Origin of the sequence: Pseudomonas sp. HMSC063H08 (genome assembly GCF_001813645.1) — a bacterium.
GTDB classification, from domain to species: Bacteria; Pseudomonadota; Gammaproteobacteria; order Pseudomonadales; family Pseudomonadaceae; genus Pseudomonas; species Pseudomonas aeruginosa.
The window spans coordinates 1-17,668 of record NZ_KV813485.1 but is presented as its reverse complement, the minus strand read 5'-3'; the positions used below and the strand labels follow the sequence as shown (position 1 = coordinate 17,668).

Genomic DNA, 17,668 nt, shown 5'->3' with positions numbered 1-17,668 from the left:
ACGTCGGGAGACGTTCCCGAGTCAGGTCTCGACTCGTTGAACCAGGATGGGGATTCGGTGGAGATGGCGTTGGCACGACAACTTATTGCAGCATGAACTCATAGGCCACCTCCGGGTGGCCGTTTTAGCTTCATTTTTACTCATCTAGAACTGCCTTTGCAGTGAGCAAAGTGTTCCACCGAAACAATATCTTCTCCTACTCGATCAGCCAAACTGAGTACCTTTCTGGATTAACTCTACCTTGTAACCGTCTGGGCCCTCAAGAAATGCGATAATGCTACACCCATACTTCATAAAACCCGTTTCACGAATTACTTTATAGCCCAATACCTTAACTTCTGCGCAGGTCGCTGCTGCATCATCGACTCCGATTGGCAACATGCCCATAACCATCGCCAAGAAAATAGCTATCTTGATCCCAGTCATGGGTCAACTCCAAAACTGCCACATCTTGCTCATCGGTATAACCAACGAATGCCAACGTGAATCTCCCATCGCGGTAGTCTTGAGGTCGATCACGCTGCCGGGGTCGAGCACACACCGCTCTACGGCCCCAGTTCTCACACCAAATACACTTTTAATCGAGCCACCAGAAAATAAAAAAACCTGCTTCTACGCGGGGGGAAGGAGAGAAACAGGTCTTGCGCAAATTCATGTAAAGAAAAGCGCAAAAAATCATAAATCCTTCTTAGGCAATCATCAAAGACAGACTCACCTAGAACAATATGGAACCTGGACATACAACAAGAAACTTTACATATTGAAAGTCAAAATTAACACAAACGCAGTAAAATCCAAACCATAAATCCCGCCAACTCAAACAACCTCACAAGGCAATTTCTCCTCAATAAGTTTGACTTGACACTGAAACCGGGGAACAAGTCAACCAAACACAGGCCGCTCCAATGGCCCACTCACACACCACTCCGCCCAGATGAATACCGACGCAACCTCAAGGCAATATCCAGCCTGTTGACCCAGTCGGCATCAGCCAAGCGCGCGCCAAGTAATTCCTCGACTCGTCCTAAGCGATAATCCAGGGTGTTAGGATGGATGCCCAAGCGTTTCGCCGCATGGCCGCGACGGCGTCCCAGGTTCAGGAAGGTTTCCAGGGTCAGCAGCAGGTCGGGCTCGTTGCCCAGTTGTTCGAGCAGCGACACCAGGTAGCGCAGCGCATTCTCGCTGCCACGGATGCCATCCTCGACCAAGATGTTCGAGTAGCGCCTGACTGCTCGCTCGGCGCGTTCGCCGGAAAAGAAATCCAGCGCCTTCAGCGCCTCCTCCATCGAACGGGCCCAGCCCCGCGCGCCGTGGTTCATGATCCCCAGCCCAGCCTGGTGGATCTCCGCCTGCGAGGCGAGCAACGCTGCCACGCCCCGGGCCAGGCGCTGGTCGGCCTGGCTGATGGCTTCGCCATGGGCGCAGGGCAGCCAGACGATCAGGCGTTCACGATACCAGGTGCGCACGAGGTCCGCCGTGGCCACCCTGAAGGCACGCGAGACCTGCAGGAGCAGGCGCTCGATCTCTTCCTCGCGACTCCGCAGTTTCTCCGCGTCGATGCTGACGTCCAGCGCGAGCGCTACGCGTGGCATGCTCGGGTCGAGACCGAGGGCAACCAGCACTTCGCGGAAGCCCGTCTCGTCCTCCGGCGTATGCAACAGGATGTAGTACAGCCGCTGGCCCAAGTATTCGCGCCAGCGCACCTTCCTGATCTGTTCGTCCAGATAGGCCTGGACGGTTTCTTCGGCGACCTCGTCGAAGTAGCAAAACATGTAGCGGGACACCTCGAACAGCAGTTCCCTGCCCAATTCCTCGCTGTCCCCGGCCAGTTCCAGATAGCCCTGCCAGATCTCGCGAATGCCGATGCTGAATGCACGCATCAGCGATTGGAGGGGCACTCCCTGGTGTGCCCGGCGCCGCCCGTAGCCGGCAAAAACCTCGCGCGCCTCGGCGGACAGGCCGGCGCCACTGAGCAGGGCTTCGCACCAGAGTTCCACGGAGCAGACCAGGAACTCGTCGACGCTTTCACGGGCCTCTGCGGAGAGGTCCCGGTAACCCTCCATGTCCAGCAGTTCAGAATGAACCCGTCCGCTTATCCGCTGAGGGTCTTCGGCAAGTTTCGCAGTGATCGCTCTCAATCGATCACTCATCGTAGGAATCGAAGCGATCACTTTTTCCTCGACATATGAAGAAGCAACTAAGAATACGAAAAGACAATAAACCAGTAGTCGGCGCAGCAAAGAATAGCAGAAGGCTTACCGCAACTTTCATTGTGAAAAACCAAAAATAAACTTGTAGTTATTCACAATACCCAACAGCGCCAATCCGCAATAGCATATGCACCACCGACTTTCTCGTGGTCTGCCGACCCTATCGCCCGAATTCCGTAGCCCCAGGTAGCGTGCATGCCAATTCCCACTCGACCCAGGCAGGCACTGTTGCTGGCCAGTATCCTGCTCGGCGGTTGTTCGATGTCTCCCTCGCTCGTGCTCTTTGGCGCGGCCTTTCCAGACTGGCTGTTCTGCATCATCGGCGGCGTCGTCGGCATAGCGCTCATCCACGCGCTCCTGAGCAGATCCGACAGGCACCGACGGCTGGAGCCGCTGGCGCTGAGCTATCCACTCCTCACTACCCTGCTCGCCATGTCGCTATGGCTCGTCTTTTTCCATCGCTAAGACTTTTCGCCCATGACCCAGACAGTTCCTGCCCGGCGTAGCCGACTGCCCGTGTTGCTGCTCACTCTCATCTGCCTGGTCATGCTCGGCTATGTGATCCATCGTCTGGAAACGGCGCCAAGCACCGACGATGCCTACGTCTACGCCGATACCATCGATGTCGTGCCCGAGGTCAACGGGCGGATCATCGAACTGCCGGTGCGCGACAACCAGTTGGTCAGGCAGGGCGACCTGCTCCTGCGCATCGACCCGCGCCCCTACCGGGATGCGCTGGCCCAGGCCAGGGCCAGCCTGATCACCCTGGACCGGCAGATCGAGCTGACCCAGCGCTCGGTCAACGCCCAGGAATACGAAGCCGCCTCTGCGGTCGCCGCAGTGGAGCGCGCCCGCGCCCAGGCCAAGCAGGCCGGCGACACCCTGCGGCGCCTGGAAAAGCTGCTGCCCGGCGGCTACGTCTCGGCAGAGTCGGTAGACCAGGCGCGCACCGCGCAACGCTCCACCGGCGCCGAACTGAATAGCGCTCGGCTCCAGGCCCAACGCGCGGCGGCGGCGGTAAGCGGGGTCGACGCGCTGGTGGCACAACGTGCCGAGATTGAGGCGCAGATCGCCATCGCCGAACTGAACCTGGAGTTCACCGAGGTCCGCGCGCCGTTCGATGGCCGCGTGGCGGCCCTGCGCACCACCGTCGGCCAGTTCGCCTCGGCCTACAAGCCGGTGTTCACTCTGATCGATGCGTGCCACTGGTACGTCATCGCCAACTTCCGCGAAACCGACCTCAAAGACATCCGCGCCGGAACACCGGCCACGCTCTATCTGCTCAGCGATACCGGCAGGCATTTTCGCGGCCGGGTCGACTCCATCAGCTACGGAGTCACGCCCGACGATGGTGGAACCGTCGTCGGGGGTCTGCCACAGGTGCAGCGGAGCATCAACTGGGTGCGGGTGTCGCAGCGCTTCCCGGTGAAGATCGCGGTTAGTGCCACCGACCCCGAGCTATTCCGGATAGGCGCGTCGGCGGTGGCGATCCTGCGTCCCGATGACGCCCAGGAACCCACCGCGGCGGCCCCTACCTCCCATGCGCAGCCCCGCTGATTCGGGCATCGCGCGCCTGCGCGACTTCCTCGCGGGCGAGCTGCGCTCCTACCCAGGCCGGCTCAACCTGATGCTGCGCAGCCTGCTCGGCTGCGCCTTGGTAATCCTCGTCTCGATGGCCTTGCAGATCCCCTTCCTAGCGCTATCGTTGATCGTCGTCTTCTACGTCACGCAGACCAACGTGGTGGTCACGCGCCTGATCGGCAGCCTGTTCGTCGTCGGCTCGACGCTGGCCATCGGCCTGTCGATCCTGCTGCTGAAGTTCACCTACGACCACCCTATGCTACGCATCCTCGGCGCCTCCCTGCTGTTCTTCTGCAGCACCTTCCTGATGCGCACCACGCGGATCGGCACGGTGTTCTTCGTCATCGGCATAGTGGTCATCTACTCGCAGAGCTTCGCCGATCTCACCGACCAAGGTGAAATCGTCCTGCGCCAGTTGCTCTGGGTCTGGGTCGCGGTGAACTATGCGATCATGCTGACCCTGCTGATCAATACCCTGTTCCTTCCACTGGAGCCGCAGAAACAACTGCGCACGCACCTGCTGGGGCAATTGCAGATAATCGCCGCCAGCCTGCTGCCAGACACCGCCACACCGGCTGCGCGCATGGCCCCGCTCGATCTCCAGCGTAGCCTCCTGGCCTCTCAGCAGTTGCTGCGCTTCGCCAGCATGCGCGACCCGCGCTTCCGCGCCGAGCAGGGCGCTCACCTGGCCCGCGTCGGCGCAATCTCCCGCCTGCTCCTGCTCGCCCGGCAATTGCAGGAAACACCCAGCGCATCACCGGCTCTACTGGTGTTGCAGCAGGCCATCCATACCCTACGGATCGCCACGGAAAACGCACAAGCCCCGCGCTTCCCCAACGAGCTGGCACAGCTCGACACCCGTGCACTGCCGAGCGCCTGCCAGGAAATGCGCCTGGTCCTGCTGGCCCTATGCGAACACGACAACGCCAGCCCGAAGCTGAAGGCCAGCAGCACCCCGCCGTTGATGGTCGGCGACGCCTTCGACAACCCGGCCTATATCCAGTTCTCCCTGAAGACCCTGCTCGCCGCCCTGCTCTGCTACCTGTTCTATACCGCCAGCGACTGGCAGGGCGCGCATACCATCATGCTGACCTGCCTGATCGTCGCCCAGCCCAGCCTCGGCGCCACCGGCCAGCGTAGTCTGCTGCGGGTGGTCGGAGCCTTGCTTGGCGGTAGTCTCGCATTGGCCATGATGCTCTGGGTGGTGCCGCACCTCGATGACATCATCGGCCTGTTGGGTATGGTCCTGCCAGTAATCGCGCTAGCTTCCTGGGTCTCGGCCGGATCGGAGCGGATCAGCTACGCTGGCACGCAGATCATGTTCACCTTCGCCCTGGCCCTGATGGAAGGCTTCTCGCCGAGCACCGACCTGACGGAAATCCGCGACCGCCTGCTGGGCATCCTGCTGGGCGCGGGCATTTCCTGGGTCATCCATGTTCTGCTCTGGCCAGAGGCGGAGGGAGAAGCCCTGCGCCAACGCCTGGCTCGGTTGTCGCGCGCGGTAGCCACCTCGCTGCGACGCGGACGCACCAACAGCGCCACCACGGACCCACAACTCTGGAGCGAACTGAACGACAGCCAGGACATGCTCGCGCGAGTAATCCTTGAGCCCAGTTGGCAGTCTGGCGAAGGCCAGCAGGAGGTGCTAACACTGCGCCTACAGGAGATTCTTGCAGCGATCAGGGTGATCGTCCTGACCAGTGATAGCCTACAGACGGAACTCGCTCATGCCCGGTTGAAACCGGAATTACGCCTGGCCTTGCTGGAGTTCTGCGAACAGGCCGCCGCCTGCCTGGAACGGTACGCAGACTGGCTGGCCGGTCAACTCGACGCGGCGTTGATGCCTACCACAACGCTGGACGAAAGCTGGTACAGACTCCGTCGTGAACTCGAAGACTTAGAGAAATCGCCGCTACCCAGCCTGCTAAACGAGTTGGTAAGGGAAATCGAGCACCTGAAGACGCAGCCTTTATTTGACCGCCCTGCCCGGCCATAAATTAATTCCACCGGCTACGCCTTGTCGTTAACCTCCTTACCCTACCTTTGGAAATGCTACTGATGCTTGTACTTCACGCTCCTGAACAGTGGTGGGGCTTGTAGTGGTCCACTGATGCCGGATACCGATTTAGGCAAGAATCCTCGCCGAGAGAGAGGTGTCTGATGAGCAAGCAATGACGTACGTTTTCCGCCGAGTTCAAGCGAGAGGTCGCTGCCGTGGTGCTGGGCCAAAGCTACTACCATATCGACGCCTACCGTTCGCCGGGGGGAGTGGATTCGGCCTTGCAGCATTGGGCAGCAGCTCCCACAGGAGCACGATGGCGTGATCCCGAAGAGCAAAGCGCCTCCCCCCAGGCAGCAGAAACCAAGCCAGAAATGAAATAAAGGAACACACCTCTTCGGCCGTAGGTACGTTGAGAGTCTCGGCACCGGTCGCGTTCGACCGGCGACATATCGCACCCCTGCTCAGCACACTGCTGAAAAAGAATCCCGGCCTCAAACTGGATTTCTCCCTGAACGACAGGTTTGTCGATCCCGTCGGGGAAAAACTCGATCTCTGCATCCGTCTCGGCATCCTGCCGGACAGCAGCCTGATCTGCTCGAAGCTGGCGGGGCTACTCCGGGTGCTCTGCGCCAGCCCGGAATACCTGCTGAAGCACGGTCTGCCACGCACCCCGGAAGAACTCGAACGGCACATCTGCCTGCAACACAACGGCTGCAGCAACGCCTCGTTGAGCTGGCAGTTCAGCAGCGCCGACAGTACCAGGCGAATCAGGATCTCGCCGGTCAGCCGCCTGTCCGTGAACAGTGCCGAGCTCCTGGTGGAAGGAGCCTTGCAAGGCTTGGGGATCATTCATGCGCCGACCTGGCTGGTCCACGAAGAAGTGGTCAGCGGTAGGCTGGTGACCTTTCTCGAACGACACGCTCTGCCGGAGCAAGCGCAGGGGGGCATCTACGGCGACCGCAGGGTTCGGTGGTACCGGCGAAGATCTCGCTGTTTCTCAGCGAGCTAAAGAGCGCAATCGGCGAGACGCTCTACTGGGACCTGCGGTTCCAGCAGACGCCAGCTCGATTGGCCGGCTCCTTCTAACATCCGCGGCACGCACCACGACACTTTCCAGATCCACCACGACAAACCGGGTTAGTTCATGAGTCGTACGTACGACATCGTCATCATTGGCAGCGGTATCGCAGGCTCGATTTCGGCAGCGATTCTGGCGAAGCACGGTCTGAAAACTCTCATCCTGGATGCCGGTCAACATCCGCGATTCTCCATCGGCGAGGCCATGCCCCCCCGAGAGCGGCCTGCTCCTGCGCCTCCTCGCGCAACGCTTCGGGATCCCCGAACTGGCCTTCATCCCCAATCCTGAGCAGATCGTCCGGCACATCGGATCGTCAGCCTGCGGGATCAAGCTGGCATTCAGCTTCGCCTGGCACGCTGCCGGCGTGGACAGCGCTGCCGAGCATGTCGTCGCCCCTCCGCTGGACGCTCCGGAGGCCCACCTGTATCGCCAGGACATCGACTTCTACGCCTTGCTGCTCGCGCTCCAGCACGGCGCGAACGCCCGCCACCACACGCGCATCGAAGGATTCGAGTTCCTTCCCGAGGGTGTGGCCATCCGTCTCGCCGACGGCGAAAGCCTGCAAGCTCGCTATGTCATCGGCCAGGCTTGTACGTGGGTATCCAGTGCAACTGTCTGAAATTCCATCTCAGCGGGACGCCAGAACAGGAGTTTTCAGGTTGCTGGATCTATCCGTCATCACCCAGCACTTCACAGAGGCCCTTACAGTGCAGGATTAGGCACATGGGTTACAGTTCAACTGTCATAGCCGCTCCCCTTGGCACACGCTTCTGCTGAAAAACTTAGTTGAATTCTCAAAAAACAAATCAACAACAGACAATAAGATAAAAATCTAAAGCCCTCTAAAACAAAAACCAATTATCCGGAACTTATCTAAAAACAAACAAAAGCCAGAAGAGAATTACGACAAGATCAGTCAGACTAAAAATTCAGAGCAAAGTAAAGAATCAATCCTTCTCGTTTCTAAGACCATCATACAGAAAATCTATGAAACTTGATATTTTAACTGGACTCAATCTGTTTTCGGTTAATGCGTATACGGATAGTGGTTTACCACTCCATTCTGGCAAAACCCTAACCAGTTCACCATCGGATGCTTCTTTTCTGACCACTCCTGGAGCAATCATTGCAATTCCCTCCCCCATTATAGCTAAATTTTTTAACATGCCTATGCTATTCATAAGAAACCGTCCCTTTAGTTCAACTTCCGCTTCTTCATCTTTACCTAGTAAGCTCCAGTATTTTCTCTCCTGCGGCGTATTCATTATCAAACATTTATGAGAATGTAGTTCAGAAGGAGAGGATGGATAACCATTGACCTTCAAATATTCAGGAGATGCATATAAATAGCGAGGAATCGTAATCAAATGCCTAGCTATCAAACTAGAGCTTTGTTGCTCTCCTAGCCTTATCGCCACATCCAGAGGCTCTCTCGTCAAATCTACTTGACGAGGAGTGAGATCAAACTCAAAATCAATATCTGGATAAATTTCCGAGTACTTAATGACCAATGGCATTATATATGCTATGGAAAAATCTACCGGCATTGAAACTCGAAGCAGGCCAGACGGCGCCGAAGCCATATCACTCAAACTTTGATTTGCTACACGTGCCTCATCTACTATTGGTTTGCATCGTTGATAGTATGCGTTCCCAAGCTCTGTAACCTCTAAGGTTCTAGTAGTTCTCCGAATTAGTCGAACGCCTATCTCTTTCTCTAAAACTGACAATCTTCTTGACAATGTAGAAACTGGTATTTTTAGTTTTTCCGCCGCTTTTCGAAGACTATTCTGCCGAACAACCTCTACGAAAATTTCCATATCATCGAGTCTTAACATACAGCCCCTCAGCCTTGATTAAAAGGCATTAAGCACAAATAAAACTAGAAGAAAATCCTCAAAAACAAAATAAACCATCACTATTGCAGAAGGAAGATCATGAACCAATCAACTCGAACACCAACAGGCTGTTCTTTAATCCACGTGAAAGCAATAGAACACCTACTCCAATATCATACATACTAGGATATCACAACTACCAGCACACAACGGCGACAAGGCGACAGCTTTATAAGCTAAACATAGGCCCCCAATAGCTTTGGCCTAATTATAGAGAAGTACAGCAAAGGAAAATGAAAACTCAGAATATTAGACACAGGATATATATCTCCCAAAAAAAACGGATCACAAACCATTAACCCCCACAAGTAGCTATTTCATAAGATCCATAAAGCTCTTACCTAAAAACTCGCTGAACCACTGAGACCAACAAAACAATCATGGAAACCCAAAAAATCAACCAGTAGTATTCAACTCCGGCCAAAAAAACAGCTTGTCGACTTAACTCTTGAGACTGTTGAAATATTGCCAGCGCGTCGGACTGCTTGCTGCCATACGTAAGGGAAATATACTTTGACATCTCCTCTATACTCCTGCTATACAAAGGATCACCGGTGACCATATTTATGTTCAAGTTCCCATACTGAACCGTCTGCCGCCACTGCATGAATATAGTTGCAGCAGCCGTCCCTATAGCCTGTACAATCTGCCCTAACATATTTTTCAACTGATAAGCATGCGCAAATAATTGTTCATTGCCACCAAATTCCCTAAAGGTTTGCATTGCCGTAGTCCCCATCCCCGCGCTAATAAAAAATCCACTCAACACTAGAGCCGGTACGATATGAGCCCACACATCAACCACTGGTGAAAAGGAACAAAAGATCCACGCATATACCGCAAGAGAGCCGAATGCAAACACCCAATACTTTACAGGGGAAGGATACTTGGGTAATAAAAAACGCATCACTGGCATCCAAATCACCAGTGTACATAACAAAGCTACAGCCTGAAACACACCTATAGACTCCCAGTAATATTTTAAGCCAGTCGACAGATACTGAGGTTGTACATAATTATTCATACCGATCAAGAGGTAACACACACAAAACAATCCAACACCAGCCACATAACGTTTAGTAAGAATATCCCTCAACCGAAATAGCGGCCTTTCACGCTGATGCTCAGTATAAAAAATAGATATCAAGCCCCCAAGGAACAAGAGAACAAAACATACCAATATCACTCCTTCATTATAAAAATCATAATAAGAGCGCTGCAGCAAATAGAGTATAAAGAATGAAAAAAGCCCTAACAAAAAAACAAAAGAAAAACTACTACTAGACCAGGTCTCTCTAGGAAGCTCCATTTTCGGAGCATAAATAATAGTCAACAAAGCAACGATACATGCCAATAGCAGCAGGGCCCAGAACATCGCTTGCCAATGGCCTTCACTAACAGTTAACGCAGCTAGCCAAGGCCCGCCCATGGTACCAAGCAGGACGCCTGTTGCAAAAAAACAAATTCCATTGAAACGTAAATGACCTGGGAGCGTATTTGCAAGGAGCCTCCCGATAGTCATAAATGTCCCTCCTCCCAAAGCCATAATGGCACGCCCGATCGAGAAGCTTATTTTTTCGTCACTGAGGCTACAGACCAGCGCACCAACTAAATACAAAATAATTGAAAAAAATACATAATATCTCCATCCGATACGCTCAATGAACCATCGAACCTTTGAAATGGACAGAACTGCAAAACAAGCATACAAGACGGCAATAAAACTATACTCTTCCGGACTAGCCTGTATCTCTCCACGAATAGGAGTCGAGGCAAAACCCAACATACTGGACTCTAAAAACTGTATTGTTGACAGCAGCAATACTGCTAGATAAAGAGAAGCATAACTAATAGCCAATTTAAGTTTCTCACATCAGAATTTTGGCGGCGACATCATAAAGCCTTCATTACTTCGAATAATTTCTTCCACCTCATCGTTAGCATTCTTAAGTTCATGATCAAAAACCTGTGTATCATAGGTGAACTTTGAAACAATACCTGTCCTAATAGCCTTCCCACTAACATTACTAGTATCGACTACTGCATGCATAGACAAACCTACACGTAAAGGATTCCTCACAACCTCATTTGAATCCAGGGATATCTTCACAGGAACACGCTGTGTAACCTTAATCCAGTTCCCTGTTGCATTTTGGGCAGGGAATAGTGAAAACGCACTACCAGTTCCTGCATCCAGGCCAACAACCTCTCCGTGATACACAACATCAGAACCATACATATCGGCTGTTAGCTCAACAGGCTGCCCGATGCGAATATCTTCCAGTTGAGACTCTTTAAAGTTAGCCGTAACCCATAAACTATCTAATGGAACCACCGACATAAGTGCAACTCCGGCGCCGATATGCTGACCGACTTGAACATTGCGTTTAGTTATCATCCCATCAACGGGTGCTGGAATAATAGTCCGCTTTCTCGCGATATAAGCCTCCCGCAAGCTAGCCGCAGCAGTGGCCACATCAGGGTGTGAGCGTATTACCGTATTATCCACCTGAGCCAAACGCTGAGAAAGAATCTGCTGAGTTGAGTCCTGAGCAGCAAGAGCGCTTTTAAGAGCGTCTTCGGCATGGCTGATCTCCTCACGAGAGACAGCCCCCACCGACGCAATTCGCATGCGCCTGGCTAAATCAGTTTTAGCTTTTTTGACATCCGCTTGCCTTTGAACTAGATCGGCTTTGGCTTCGGAGACCTGTAAGTACAGTGAACGCACAGATCTCGTAGCTTTAGCAAGCGCAGCACGAGCTCTTTCATAAATGATCTCCTGATCTACAGGATTTAGTCGTACAAGGGGCGTGCCGGCTTTAACATGATCGGTATCATCGGCATGAATCGCAATTACTGTACCATCAATTTGAGCTGTCACTTGCACGACATTCCCATTTACCTGTGCATCTTCAGTTCTTTCCACATTTAACTCATAGAAATACCAAAAAACAGATAATGTTATCAAAACAAAGACAATGACTATAGAAACCAGCAAAATACCTTTCCCACCATCTTGAATAGGGGCTACAATACCCCCTAACTTTGACGAAGCAGGTGACGCAGAACTCTTATCGTTCATTTCTAGGCTCTAAGAGATTAGAAGAAATATCTGAAACCAATGGCAGATTATCAGGAGAATAACCACCTCCCAGTGCTCTGTTTAATTGAGCATAAAGCGATAAACCGCGAGATGTCAGCTGAGACAATAGTAACTTCTGACTAAACACCACACTTTGTGTAGAGATAACTTGCAAATAGCTTACTAGTCCTGCACCGTACTGAGCCAATGCTAAATCAGCGCTTTCCTGGGAGGTTTTCAGTGCCTCTCCTTGCTCTTTCAGACGCTCTTTCAGCCACTTTAGAGAAGTCAGCTGATCCGCTAGATCCTGCAGAGCTCCGGTCAAGCCTGCATTATAGTTTTCCACCGCCAGATCATAACTAGAAATAGCATCAGCCAAGTTAGAGTCGAGCCTTCCCGCATCAAAAATCGGTAAAGAAAACGCTGGTCCAACTGAAAACTCATAACTATTTCTTTTATGCAGATTTGAAAAGCCAAGGGACTGCACTCCAATAAAAGATGATAAATTTATATTCGGATAATACTCGGCTTTTGAAACGCGCACATCATAACTTTTCGCCTCAACCATCCACCTGTTAGCGACTATATCCGGACGGTGCCCAAGCAACTCCGCCGGCAGGTTGTCAGGAACCATAGTAATATCAGCATAGTTTATACTTGGCTCTTCTATTTGCAGCCCTCTATCAGGCCCTTTTCCAACTAGCATTACAAACTGGTTACGAGTCAACTCCAGAGACTCTCTCAAAGACGCTATTTCTGCACGGGTAGCAGGAATAGCCGCCAGAGCTTGCTTAACACTTACTAATGAATCCAAGTCGGCAAAATAGCGCTGACGAGTCAATTCTAGCAAGCTCTTATAGGTTTCAAGCATTTCCTGTTGAATAGCAAGCTCGCTGTATAGCTGATCTAGGTTTATATAAGCCTGCACGATTGAATGAGCCAAGGATAATTGCGTAGCGTATCGTTCAATCTCTTTCGATTTTAATCGACCAATTGCAGCTTTAAGAGCGGCGCGGTTCTTCCCCCAGATATCCAGCTCAAAATAAGAACTAATTTTCGCATCGTACAATTTGCTCCAAGCCCCATTACCTCTACCGTACAATGAGGTGCGACTACGCGAAAACTCTGCCGTACCATTTAAACTCGGCCATAGCTCTGACTCTACTGACCCAGCAATTGCATTAGCCTGACGAATACGCGCTTCTGCAGCCCGTAAGTCACTACTATTGGCTATTCCTTCCTGAACTAATAGGTTTAACTGTTTATCGCCAAAAACTTTCCACCAATCTAGCGTTGGCCATATAGTTCTCGAGAATTTGCCATTAGTCTTTTTCAATCCGAAGTCTTCTGCCCGTAAAACCTCAGACTGCGGCCTTATGTGCTTTGGAACACAACCAGACGACAAAAAAGAGCTTAGTATCACTACCACGCACACACGCAAGCGCACGAAACACCCCCTGGAAATTTATTTTTATTTAAAATTTAAAAGGATGTCTTACTAAACACTTTCTTTGCAAGGGGCCGCTGTACCCAACCCAAAGATAAAGCAGCAACAAATTTCATTGAGAGAGCACTTATATTCTAAATATAAAAAAGCAAGGCTCAGAAGCACTGCTTACTGAGCCTTGCTTATAAAGTTAAGCCATCAAGGCGTCTTGAAGAATCTGCGCAAGCTGCCCGCCCTCTGCAGTAGCCCAATTCCCTGCAAGCTCTGCAATTAGTTGGTTAGTGCTGGTAAGAGTTACGCCATTTTTCTCCATACGCCGGAGCGCCATATCATCGGCAAATCTAGTTGGAGAGGCACCGGCATCGGCAACAACTTGTACGGAATAGCCCTCAAGCACAAGGCTTAGTGCTGGATACACTGTACAGACATCATTGGTAACACCAGCAATTATTATATTTTGACGACCGGAGGCTCGTACCGCTGCGGCAAAGTTTTCGTCATCCATCGAATTCACGATGCCAACGCGTTTTATACGGGCGGCAAACTCCTTCGGTAAAATATCCTGCAACTCCGAGAGCAATGGCCCTTGAGCATGCTCCTCCATGCTGGAAGTCAGAACAGTAGGCATCTTGAGTATGGCGGCAGCCTTAGCCAACATCAACGCATTACGTTTTAGCTCTTCGAATGGCAGAGATTTGGCCCACCCCATAGTACCAACCTGATGATCGATCAGAAGCATAACAGCGTTATCCGCCGTAAATCTTTTAAAAGACATATTCTTTCTCCTCAATATAAGCTGAAGGCTAGGCTTCAGCGAAAGTTGGGCACTGTTCTACACCCAACAAAATCAAAATAGAATTCTAATAAAGTCAAACTTTACAACGCTGTATGAAGCGGACTCCCAACGAACATTGCAACTCCAGCGCGTCCATTACTCGATTTTATCTCAACAATATATGGCTCTGGGCTTACTGGAAACAAGGGAATCTTAAGATCCTCGCACTCATAAGAATCTCCACCTATTTCAATCTTTCCAAAAATTGGAATAGCAAATGCTATTTTCCCCGCTTCAACAGGCACAGAAAGTCCGTTATCCTTTTCAATTAAAATATCAAGCAACGTCACATCAGTAGGCGGCGTTAGAGGTGACTTCATATCGAAGAAACTGCCTATGGGCACACGCACTTCGACTCCCGGAAATCGAACTACAGGTACATTTTCTGGCTCAAGTATTAGTGGATATGGCTCGAGATTTTTTTTCTCAATGCTTAAATCTACAAAAATCTGCAATGAATGTACCGTTTTATCGGTCTCAGCAGGAACCTCTTCATGAATCACTCCTACCCCGGCAGTAGTCCAATGCACTCCGCCCGCTCTAATAGTATTATCCGTTCCAATCGAGTCTCTATTGTGAATGCTCGTCTCTGAGTCAAGAAACAGATACGAAACAGCAGAAAAACCGGAGTGAGAGTGAGGCGGGAAAGTAGGCGCACTCATCCAAGCGTGATCAACCCCAAGGAAAGGATCCAGCACTCCTTGCGCATTGCGTAGCATGTAAGCATTAAATCCATCACCATGTCGCATACGCTGAACAGAAAGGGTAATAGGCATAACCATCTCAATTAAACCTCACCAAAACTTCTGGATAGTAAACATCACCTAAATAACGTAGCCACATATATATTGACTAATACCACAAATATAAATCCCTTCACGATAAGGCTTTAGCAATCTTTAATCAGTTTTGAAGTCGAGATAAAGACCTAATCTTGAATAACAGTTTTCCATTTCTGGATCAATCCTGCCTAGCTACCGACTAAAAAAAGCAGAAAACCGCATGCCTTCTAGCCTCAGTGCAACACCTAGGTATTCCTACTGCCCACAGTTTATTAGCGTTCCGCACCGGCACACCTACCGAGTATCTGCTGAGGATGCCACCACTATTGACATCTACAGCAGAGATATGCAGAAAGTAATCAAGCGATCATGCGTTGGAGAGCTGGATGACCTTTTTGACTATAGGGTCTTTTTCCATTAGAGAATAGAACCTAGCAATATTGGGGTACTCTCGCCATTTTTTCGGCAGTCTTTCAGTCCATCGAATCATGACATATGCGTACGCATCTGCTACTGATCGTCGTCCTAGGTACAGGTATCCTTCTTCTCCAACAAGTTGGTCAAGGTGAGTCATTACTCGATTTATTCTTACGTGGGCGGCGCCAACGACGTCTTCAAGTGCTTCTGAGGATTCATTTACTGTAAAGCGCTGGGGTGAAAAAAATGGCCAGAAAGATGGATGAAAGTCACTTGACAAGAAAGACATTACCTCATTGAACTTCGATCTAGCTTCTACACTATCACCGCACCCTATTGATGCTAAAGGATATTGCTCGGATATGTAGGTCAATATAGCACTAGCCTGTGTCAAAACTTGCCCTCCCCCTGTATCCAAGGCCGGAACCAACATAAGAGGATTTACTTGCTGAAACTCTTTGGAGGTGTAATCGACATTTATCAGATCATATTGAGTTCCAACCCATTCAAGTGCAATCCAACATGCAACCGCGCAGGTTCCAGGTGCATAGAACAACTTCATCTAAATTCTCCTTATATTAAGGATACGTATATGAAAAACAATACTAAACCAACTCAGCATAGTGCCATAGTCAATGGAGTGCGTTTGCGTTACAGTATTTCAGGCTCGGGTGAACCTCTGGTATTGCTTCATGGTTGGCCACAAAGTAGAAGAGAATGGCGTCATGTCATCCCTTCTTTAGCTTCTCACTTCACCGTCATTGCTCCTGACATGCGAGGTTTCGGTGACTCAGACAAACCAAGCAGTGGATACGACAAAAGAACAGTTGCCAAAGATATTCATGAACTAATTCATCAACTGGGTTTTGAAAAAATATATCTCGTCGGGCACGATATCGGTTTAATGGTTGCGTATGAGTATGCAGCCTCGCATCCTAACGAGGTAAAAAAATTAGTCGTAATGGAGGCTGCGATCCCGGGCCTAGGTCTAGAGGCCTTACAAGATACAGCTCGCTTTCCACATCTTTGGCACTTTGGCTTCTTTATAGCTCCAGGTGTTGCAGAATCATTAGTAACAGGGCATGAAGAAGTTTTCTTGAGATATTTCATACAGCACCTTGCTTATGATGCATCAGCCATTACAGACGAGGATATAGCCCACTACTCTACTAACATGAAAACTCCCGGAGGATTGCGAGGTGGATTTGAACATTATCGAGCGTTCACTGTTGACGCAATCAATAACAAAGAAAACGCATCAACCAAACTGCCGATGCCAGTGCTGGGTATTGGGGGTTCACACGGAATGGGCAACCATGTGGGTGAACTCATGAAACCTTTGGCCCAGAATGTAAAAACCATTGTAATCGATCGTAGTGGCCACTGGATTCCGGAGGAGCAACCGGAGCAACTAGTAAATGTGCTTATAAATTTCTTAAATAGCAAATAGGCCAAAACTTTTCCTGTCAGTACAACACAAATAAAATTATAAAAATCCGTTGCTGCGAACGGGGGCAGGCTGCAGCAACGGTGCAAGACAGCTTGCAAAAAATTATTTCACCCTCCAAACATTATTTACAATAACCATTCAGCTTTCCTTCGTTCTTTCTTCCAAGGACTCCTTATACTTTATCGCTTCGTCTTCACTTTGGTATACTCCAACAAGTACCTCCCCCTGATACACCTCCCAAAGGTCCACTCCCGCCCCTTTAAACTCACGACTCATCCTTTCTTTATCATGCTGCTTTATGATAATTTTCATATGACTCTCTCAAATCAGATAGATAATTTTTCAAGAAATCAAATTAGACAAATTATTACTTTAAGCGCTACTACTTCCTTTTAACACTAAGCGCATCGGCAACACCTTTCCCGTACTCTGAATCGACCTTAAGGAACAGGCCGATCTGGCGCCGCTGGATCTGTTCCGGGACATCGCGAATGTCTTCGGCGATGTTGGCGAACAACCGCTGCTTCTGCTCGTCGGTGAACAGATGGAACAGCGCAGCCGGCTGGCTGTAGTAGTCGTCGTCCACCCGGTGGCTCCAGTGGTCCGCCACGCCCTCCAGGCTCAGCGGCGGCTCGGAGATATCCGGGTGCTCCTGCCACTGGTTGTAGCTGTTAGGCTCGTAGGTGACACGTAATAATGCATTATTACCGTCCACCCGCATGCCGCCGTCGCGGTGGTAGACCTGGTGCGGGCAACGCGCGGCGTTCACCGGGATCTGGTGGTGGTTGACGCCCAGGCGGTAGCGATGGGCATCGCCGTAGGAAAACAGACGGCCCTGGAGCATCTTGTCTGGAGAGAAACCGATACCGGGCACCACGTTGGCCGG

The 17,668-nt window shown here is 50.9% G+C and carries 16 protein-coding genes and 3 pseudogenes; 9 read left to right on the top strand and 10 right to left on the bottom strand.

Going from position 1 to position 17,668, the window contains the following annotated elements:
* Nucleotides 1-96: pseudogene (locus HMPREF2924_RS37035) on the top strand (DEAD/DEAH box helicase); the annotation flags it as partial.
* Nucleotides 97-204: 108 nt separating this feature from the next.
* On the opposite strand, the gene HMPREF2924_RS20215 reads toward HMPREF2924_RS37035, so the two are convergent.
* Complete coding sequence (locus tag HMPREF2924_RS20215; RefSeq protein ID WP_049874674.1) at nt 205-426, bottom strand: VOC family protein; 222 nt, start codon at nt 424-426, stop codon at nt 205-207.
* A 488-nt stretch (nt 427-914) separates the two neighbouring features.
* Entirely contained in the window at nt 915-2,150 is a 1,236-nt protein-coding gene (locus HMPREF2924_RS20210; protein WP_031690673.1) for a PucR family transcriptional regulator, read from the bottom strand.
* 255 nt (nt 2,151-2,405) lie between these two features.
* On the opposite strand from HMPREF2924_RS20210, the gene HMPREF2924_RS20205 reads away from it, so the two are divergent.
* The 7 genes and pseudogenes from HMPREF2924_RS20205 to HMPREF2924_RS37025 all read left to right on the top strand — a co-directional run bounded on the left by HMPREF2924_RS20205 (nt 2,406) and on the right by HMPREF2924_RS37025 (nt 7,490).
* Nucleotides 2,406-2,675 (top strand): YtcA family lipoprotein, encoded by a 270-nt coding sequence (locus tag HMPREF2924_RS20205; protein ID WP_023094860.1) that lies wholly within the window; start codon nt 2,406-2,408, stop codon nt 2,673-2,675.
* A gap of 12 nt (nt 2,676-2,687) precedes the next feature.
* A complete protein-coding gene (gene mdtN / locus HMPREF2924_RS20200; protein WP_023094861.1) occupies nt 2,688-3,767 on the top strand; it encodes a multidrug transporter subunit MdtN in 1,080 nt (359 codons plus the stop codon).
* Nucleotides 3,751-5,787 (top strand): FUSC family protein, encoded by a 2,037-nt coding sequence (locus HMPREF2924_RS20195; RefSeq protein WP_003086207.1) that lies wholly within the window; start codon nt 3,751-3,753, stop codon nt 5,785-5,787. The genes mdtN and HMPREF2924_RS20195 overlap by 17 nt, the downstream gene beginning before the upstream one ends.
* 218 nt (nt 5,788-6,005) lie before the next feature.
* Nucleotides 6,006-6,153, top strand: a pseudogene (locus HMPREF2924_RS36505) (IS3 family transposase); the annotation flags it as partial.
* A gap of 49 nt (nt 6,154-6,202) precedes the next feature.
* Nucleotides 6,203-6,802, top strand: coding sequence for a substrate binding domain-containing protein (locus tag HMPREF2924_RS20190; protein WP_003086204.1), 600 nt, complete (start codon nt 6,203-6,205; stop codon nt 6,800-6,802).
* Nucleotides 6,803-6,937: 135 nt separating this feature from the next.
* Nucleotides 6,938-7,159: an NAD(P)-binding protein gene (locus HMPREF2924_RS37030; protein ID WP_225525649.1), complete on the top strand. Its 222-nt coding sequence runs from the start codon at nt 6,938-6,940 to the stop codon at nt 7,157-7,159.
* A gap of 76 nt (nt 7,160-7,235) precedes the next feature.
* On the top strand, nt 7,236-7,490 hold the full coding sequence (locus tag HMPREF2924_RS37025) for an NAD(P)/FAD-dependent oxidoreductase (RefSeq protein ID WP_003086201.1): 255 nt from the start codon (nt 7,236-7,238) through the stop codon (nt 7,488-7,490).
* A gap of 328 nt (nt 7,491-7,818) precedes the next feature.
* Here the strand turns inward: HMPREF2924_RS37025 and HMPREF2924_RS34630 are convergent, their stop codons facing one another.
* From HMPREF2924_RS34630 to HMPREF2924_RS34610, 7 genes are all read right to left on the bottom strand, one after another.
* Nucleotides 7,819-8,709 carry a LysR family transcriptional regulator gene (locus HMPREF2924_RS34630; protein WP_003086197.1) on the bottom strand — a complete coding sequence of 297 codons (891 nt, stop codon included), beginning with the start codon at nt 8,707-8,709 and terminating at the stop codon, nt 7,819-7,821.
* 397 nt (nt 8,710-9,106) lie between these two features.
* Entirely contained in the window at nt 9,107-10,627 is a 1,521-nt protein-coding gene (locus HMPREF2924_RS20180; RefSeq protein ID WP_031690674.1) for an MFS transporter, read from the bottom strand.
* 15 nt (nt 10,628-10,642) lie between these two features.
* On the bottom strand, nt 10,643-11,851 hold the full coding sequence (locus tag HMPREF2924_RS34625; protein ID WP_023094862.1) for an HlyD/EmrA/EmrK family protein: 1,209 nt from the start codon (nt 11,849-11,851) through the stop codon (nt 10,643-10,645).
* The gene (locus tag HMPREF2924_RS34620) at nt 11,841-13,274 is read right to left on the bottom strand and encodes an efflux transporter outer membrane subunit (protein WP_225525655.1); all 1,434 of its coding nucleotides are present in this window, start codon (nt 13,272-13,274) and stop codon (nt 11,841-11,843) included. Before HMPREF2924_RS34620 ends, HMPREF2924_RS34625 begins: the two co-directional genes overlap by 11 nt.
* A gap of 214 nt (nt 13,275-13,488) precedes the next feature.
* Nucleotides 13,489-14,073, bottom strand: a complete 585-nt coding sequence (locus HMPREF2924_RS20175; RefSeq protein WP_031632454.1) for an isochorismatase family protein — start codon at nt 14,071-14,073, stop codon at nt 13,489-13,491.
* Between the two features lie 101 nt (nt 14,074-14,174).
* Nucleotides 14,175-14,909 carry a pirin family protein gene (locus tag HMPREF2924_RS34615; RefSeq protein ID WP_071535248.1) on the bottom strand — a complete coding sequence of 245 codons (735 nt, stop codon included), beginning with the start codon at nt 14,907-14,909 and terminating at the stop codon, nt 14,175-14,177.
* A gap of 373 nt (nt 14,910-15,282) precedes the next feature.
* Complete coding sequence (locus HMPREF2924_RS34610) at nt 15,283-15,894, bottom strand: glutathione S-transferase family protein (protein ID WP_023094864.1); 612 nt, start codon at nt 15,892-15,894, stop codon at nt 15,283-15,285.
* Between the two features lie 30 nt (nt 15,895-15,924).
* On the opposite strand from HMPREF2924_RS34610, the gene HMPREF2924_RS34605 reads away from it, so the two are divergent.
* A complete protein-coding gene (locus tag HMPREF2924_RS34605; RefSeq protein ID WP_003086189.1) occupies nt 15,925-16,782 on the top strand; it encodes an alpha/beta fold hydrolase in 858 nt (285 codons plus the stop codon).
* 382 nt (nt 16,783-17,164) lie between these two features.
* On the opposite strand, the pseudogene katA reads toward HMPREF2924_RS34605, so the two are convergent.
* A pseudogene (katA, locus tag HMPREF2924_RS20170) lies at nt 17,165-17,668 on the bottom strand (catalase KatA); the annotation flags it as partial.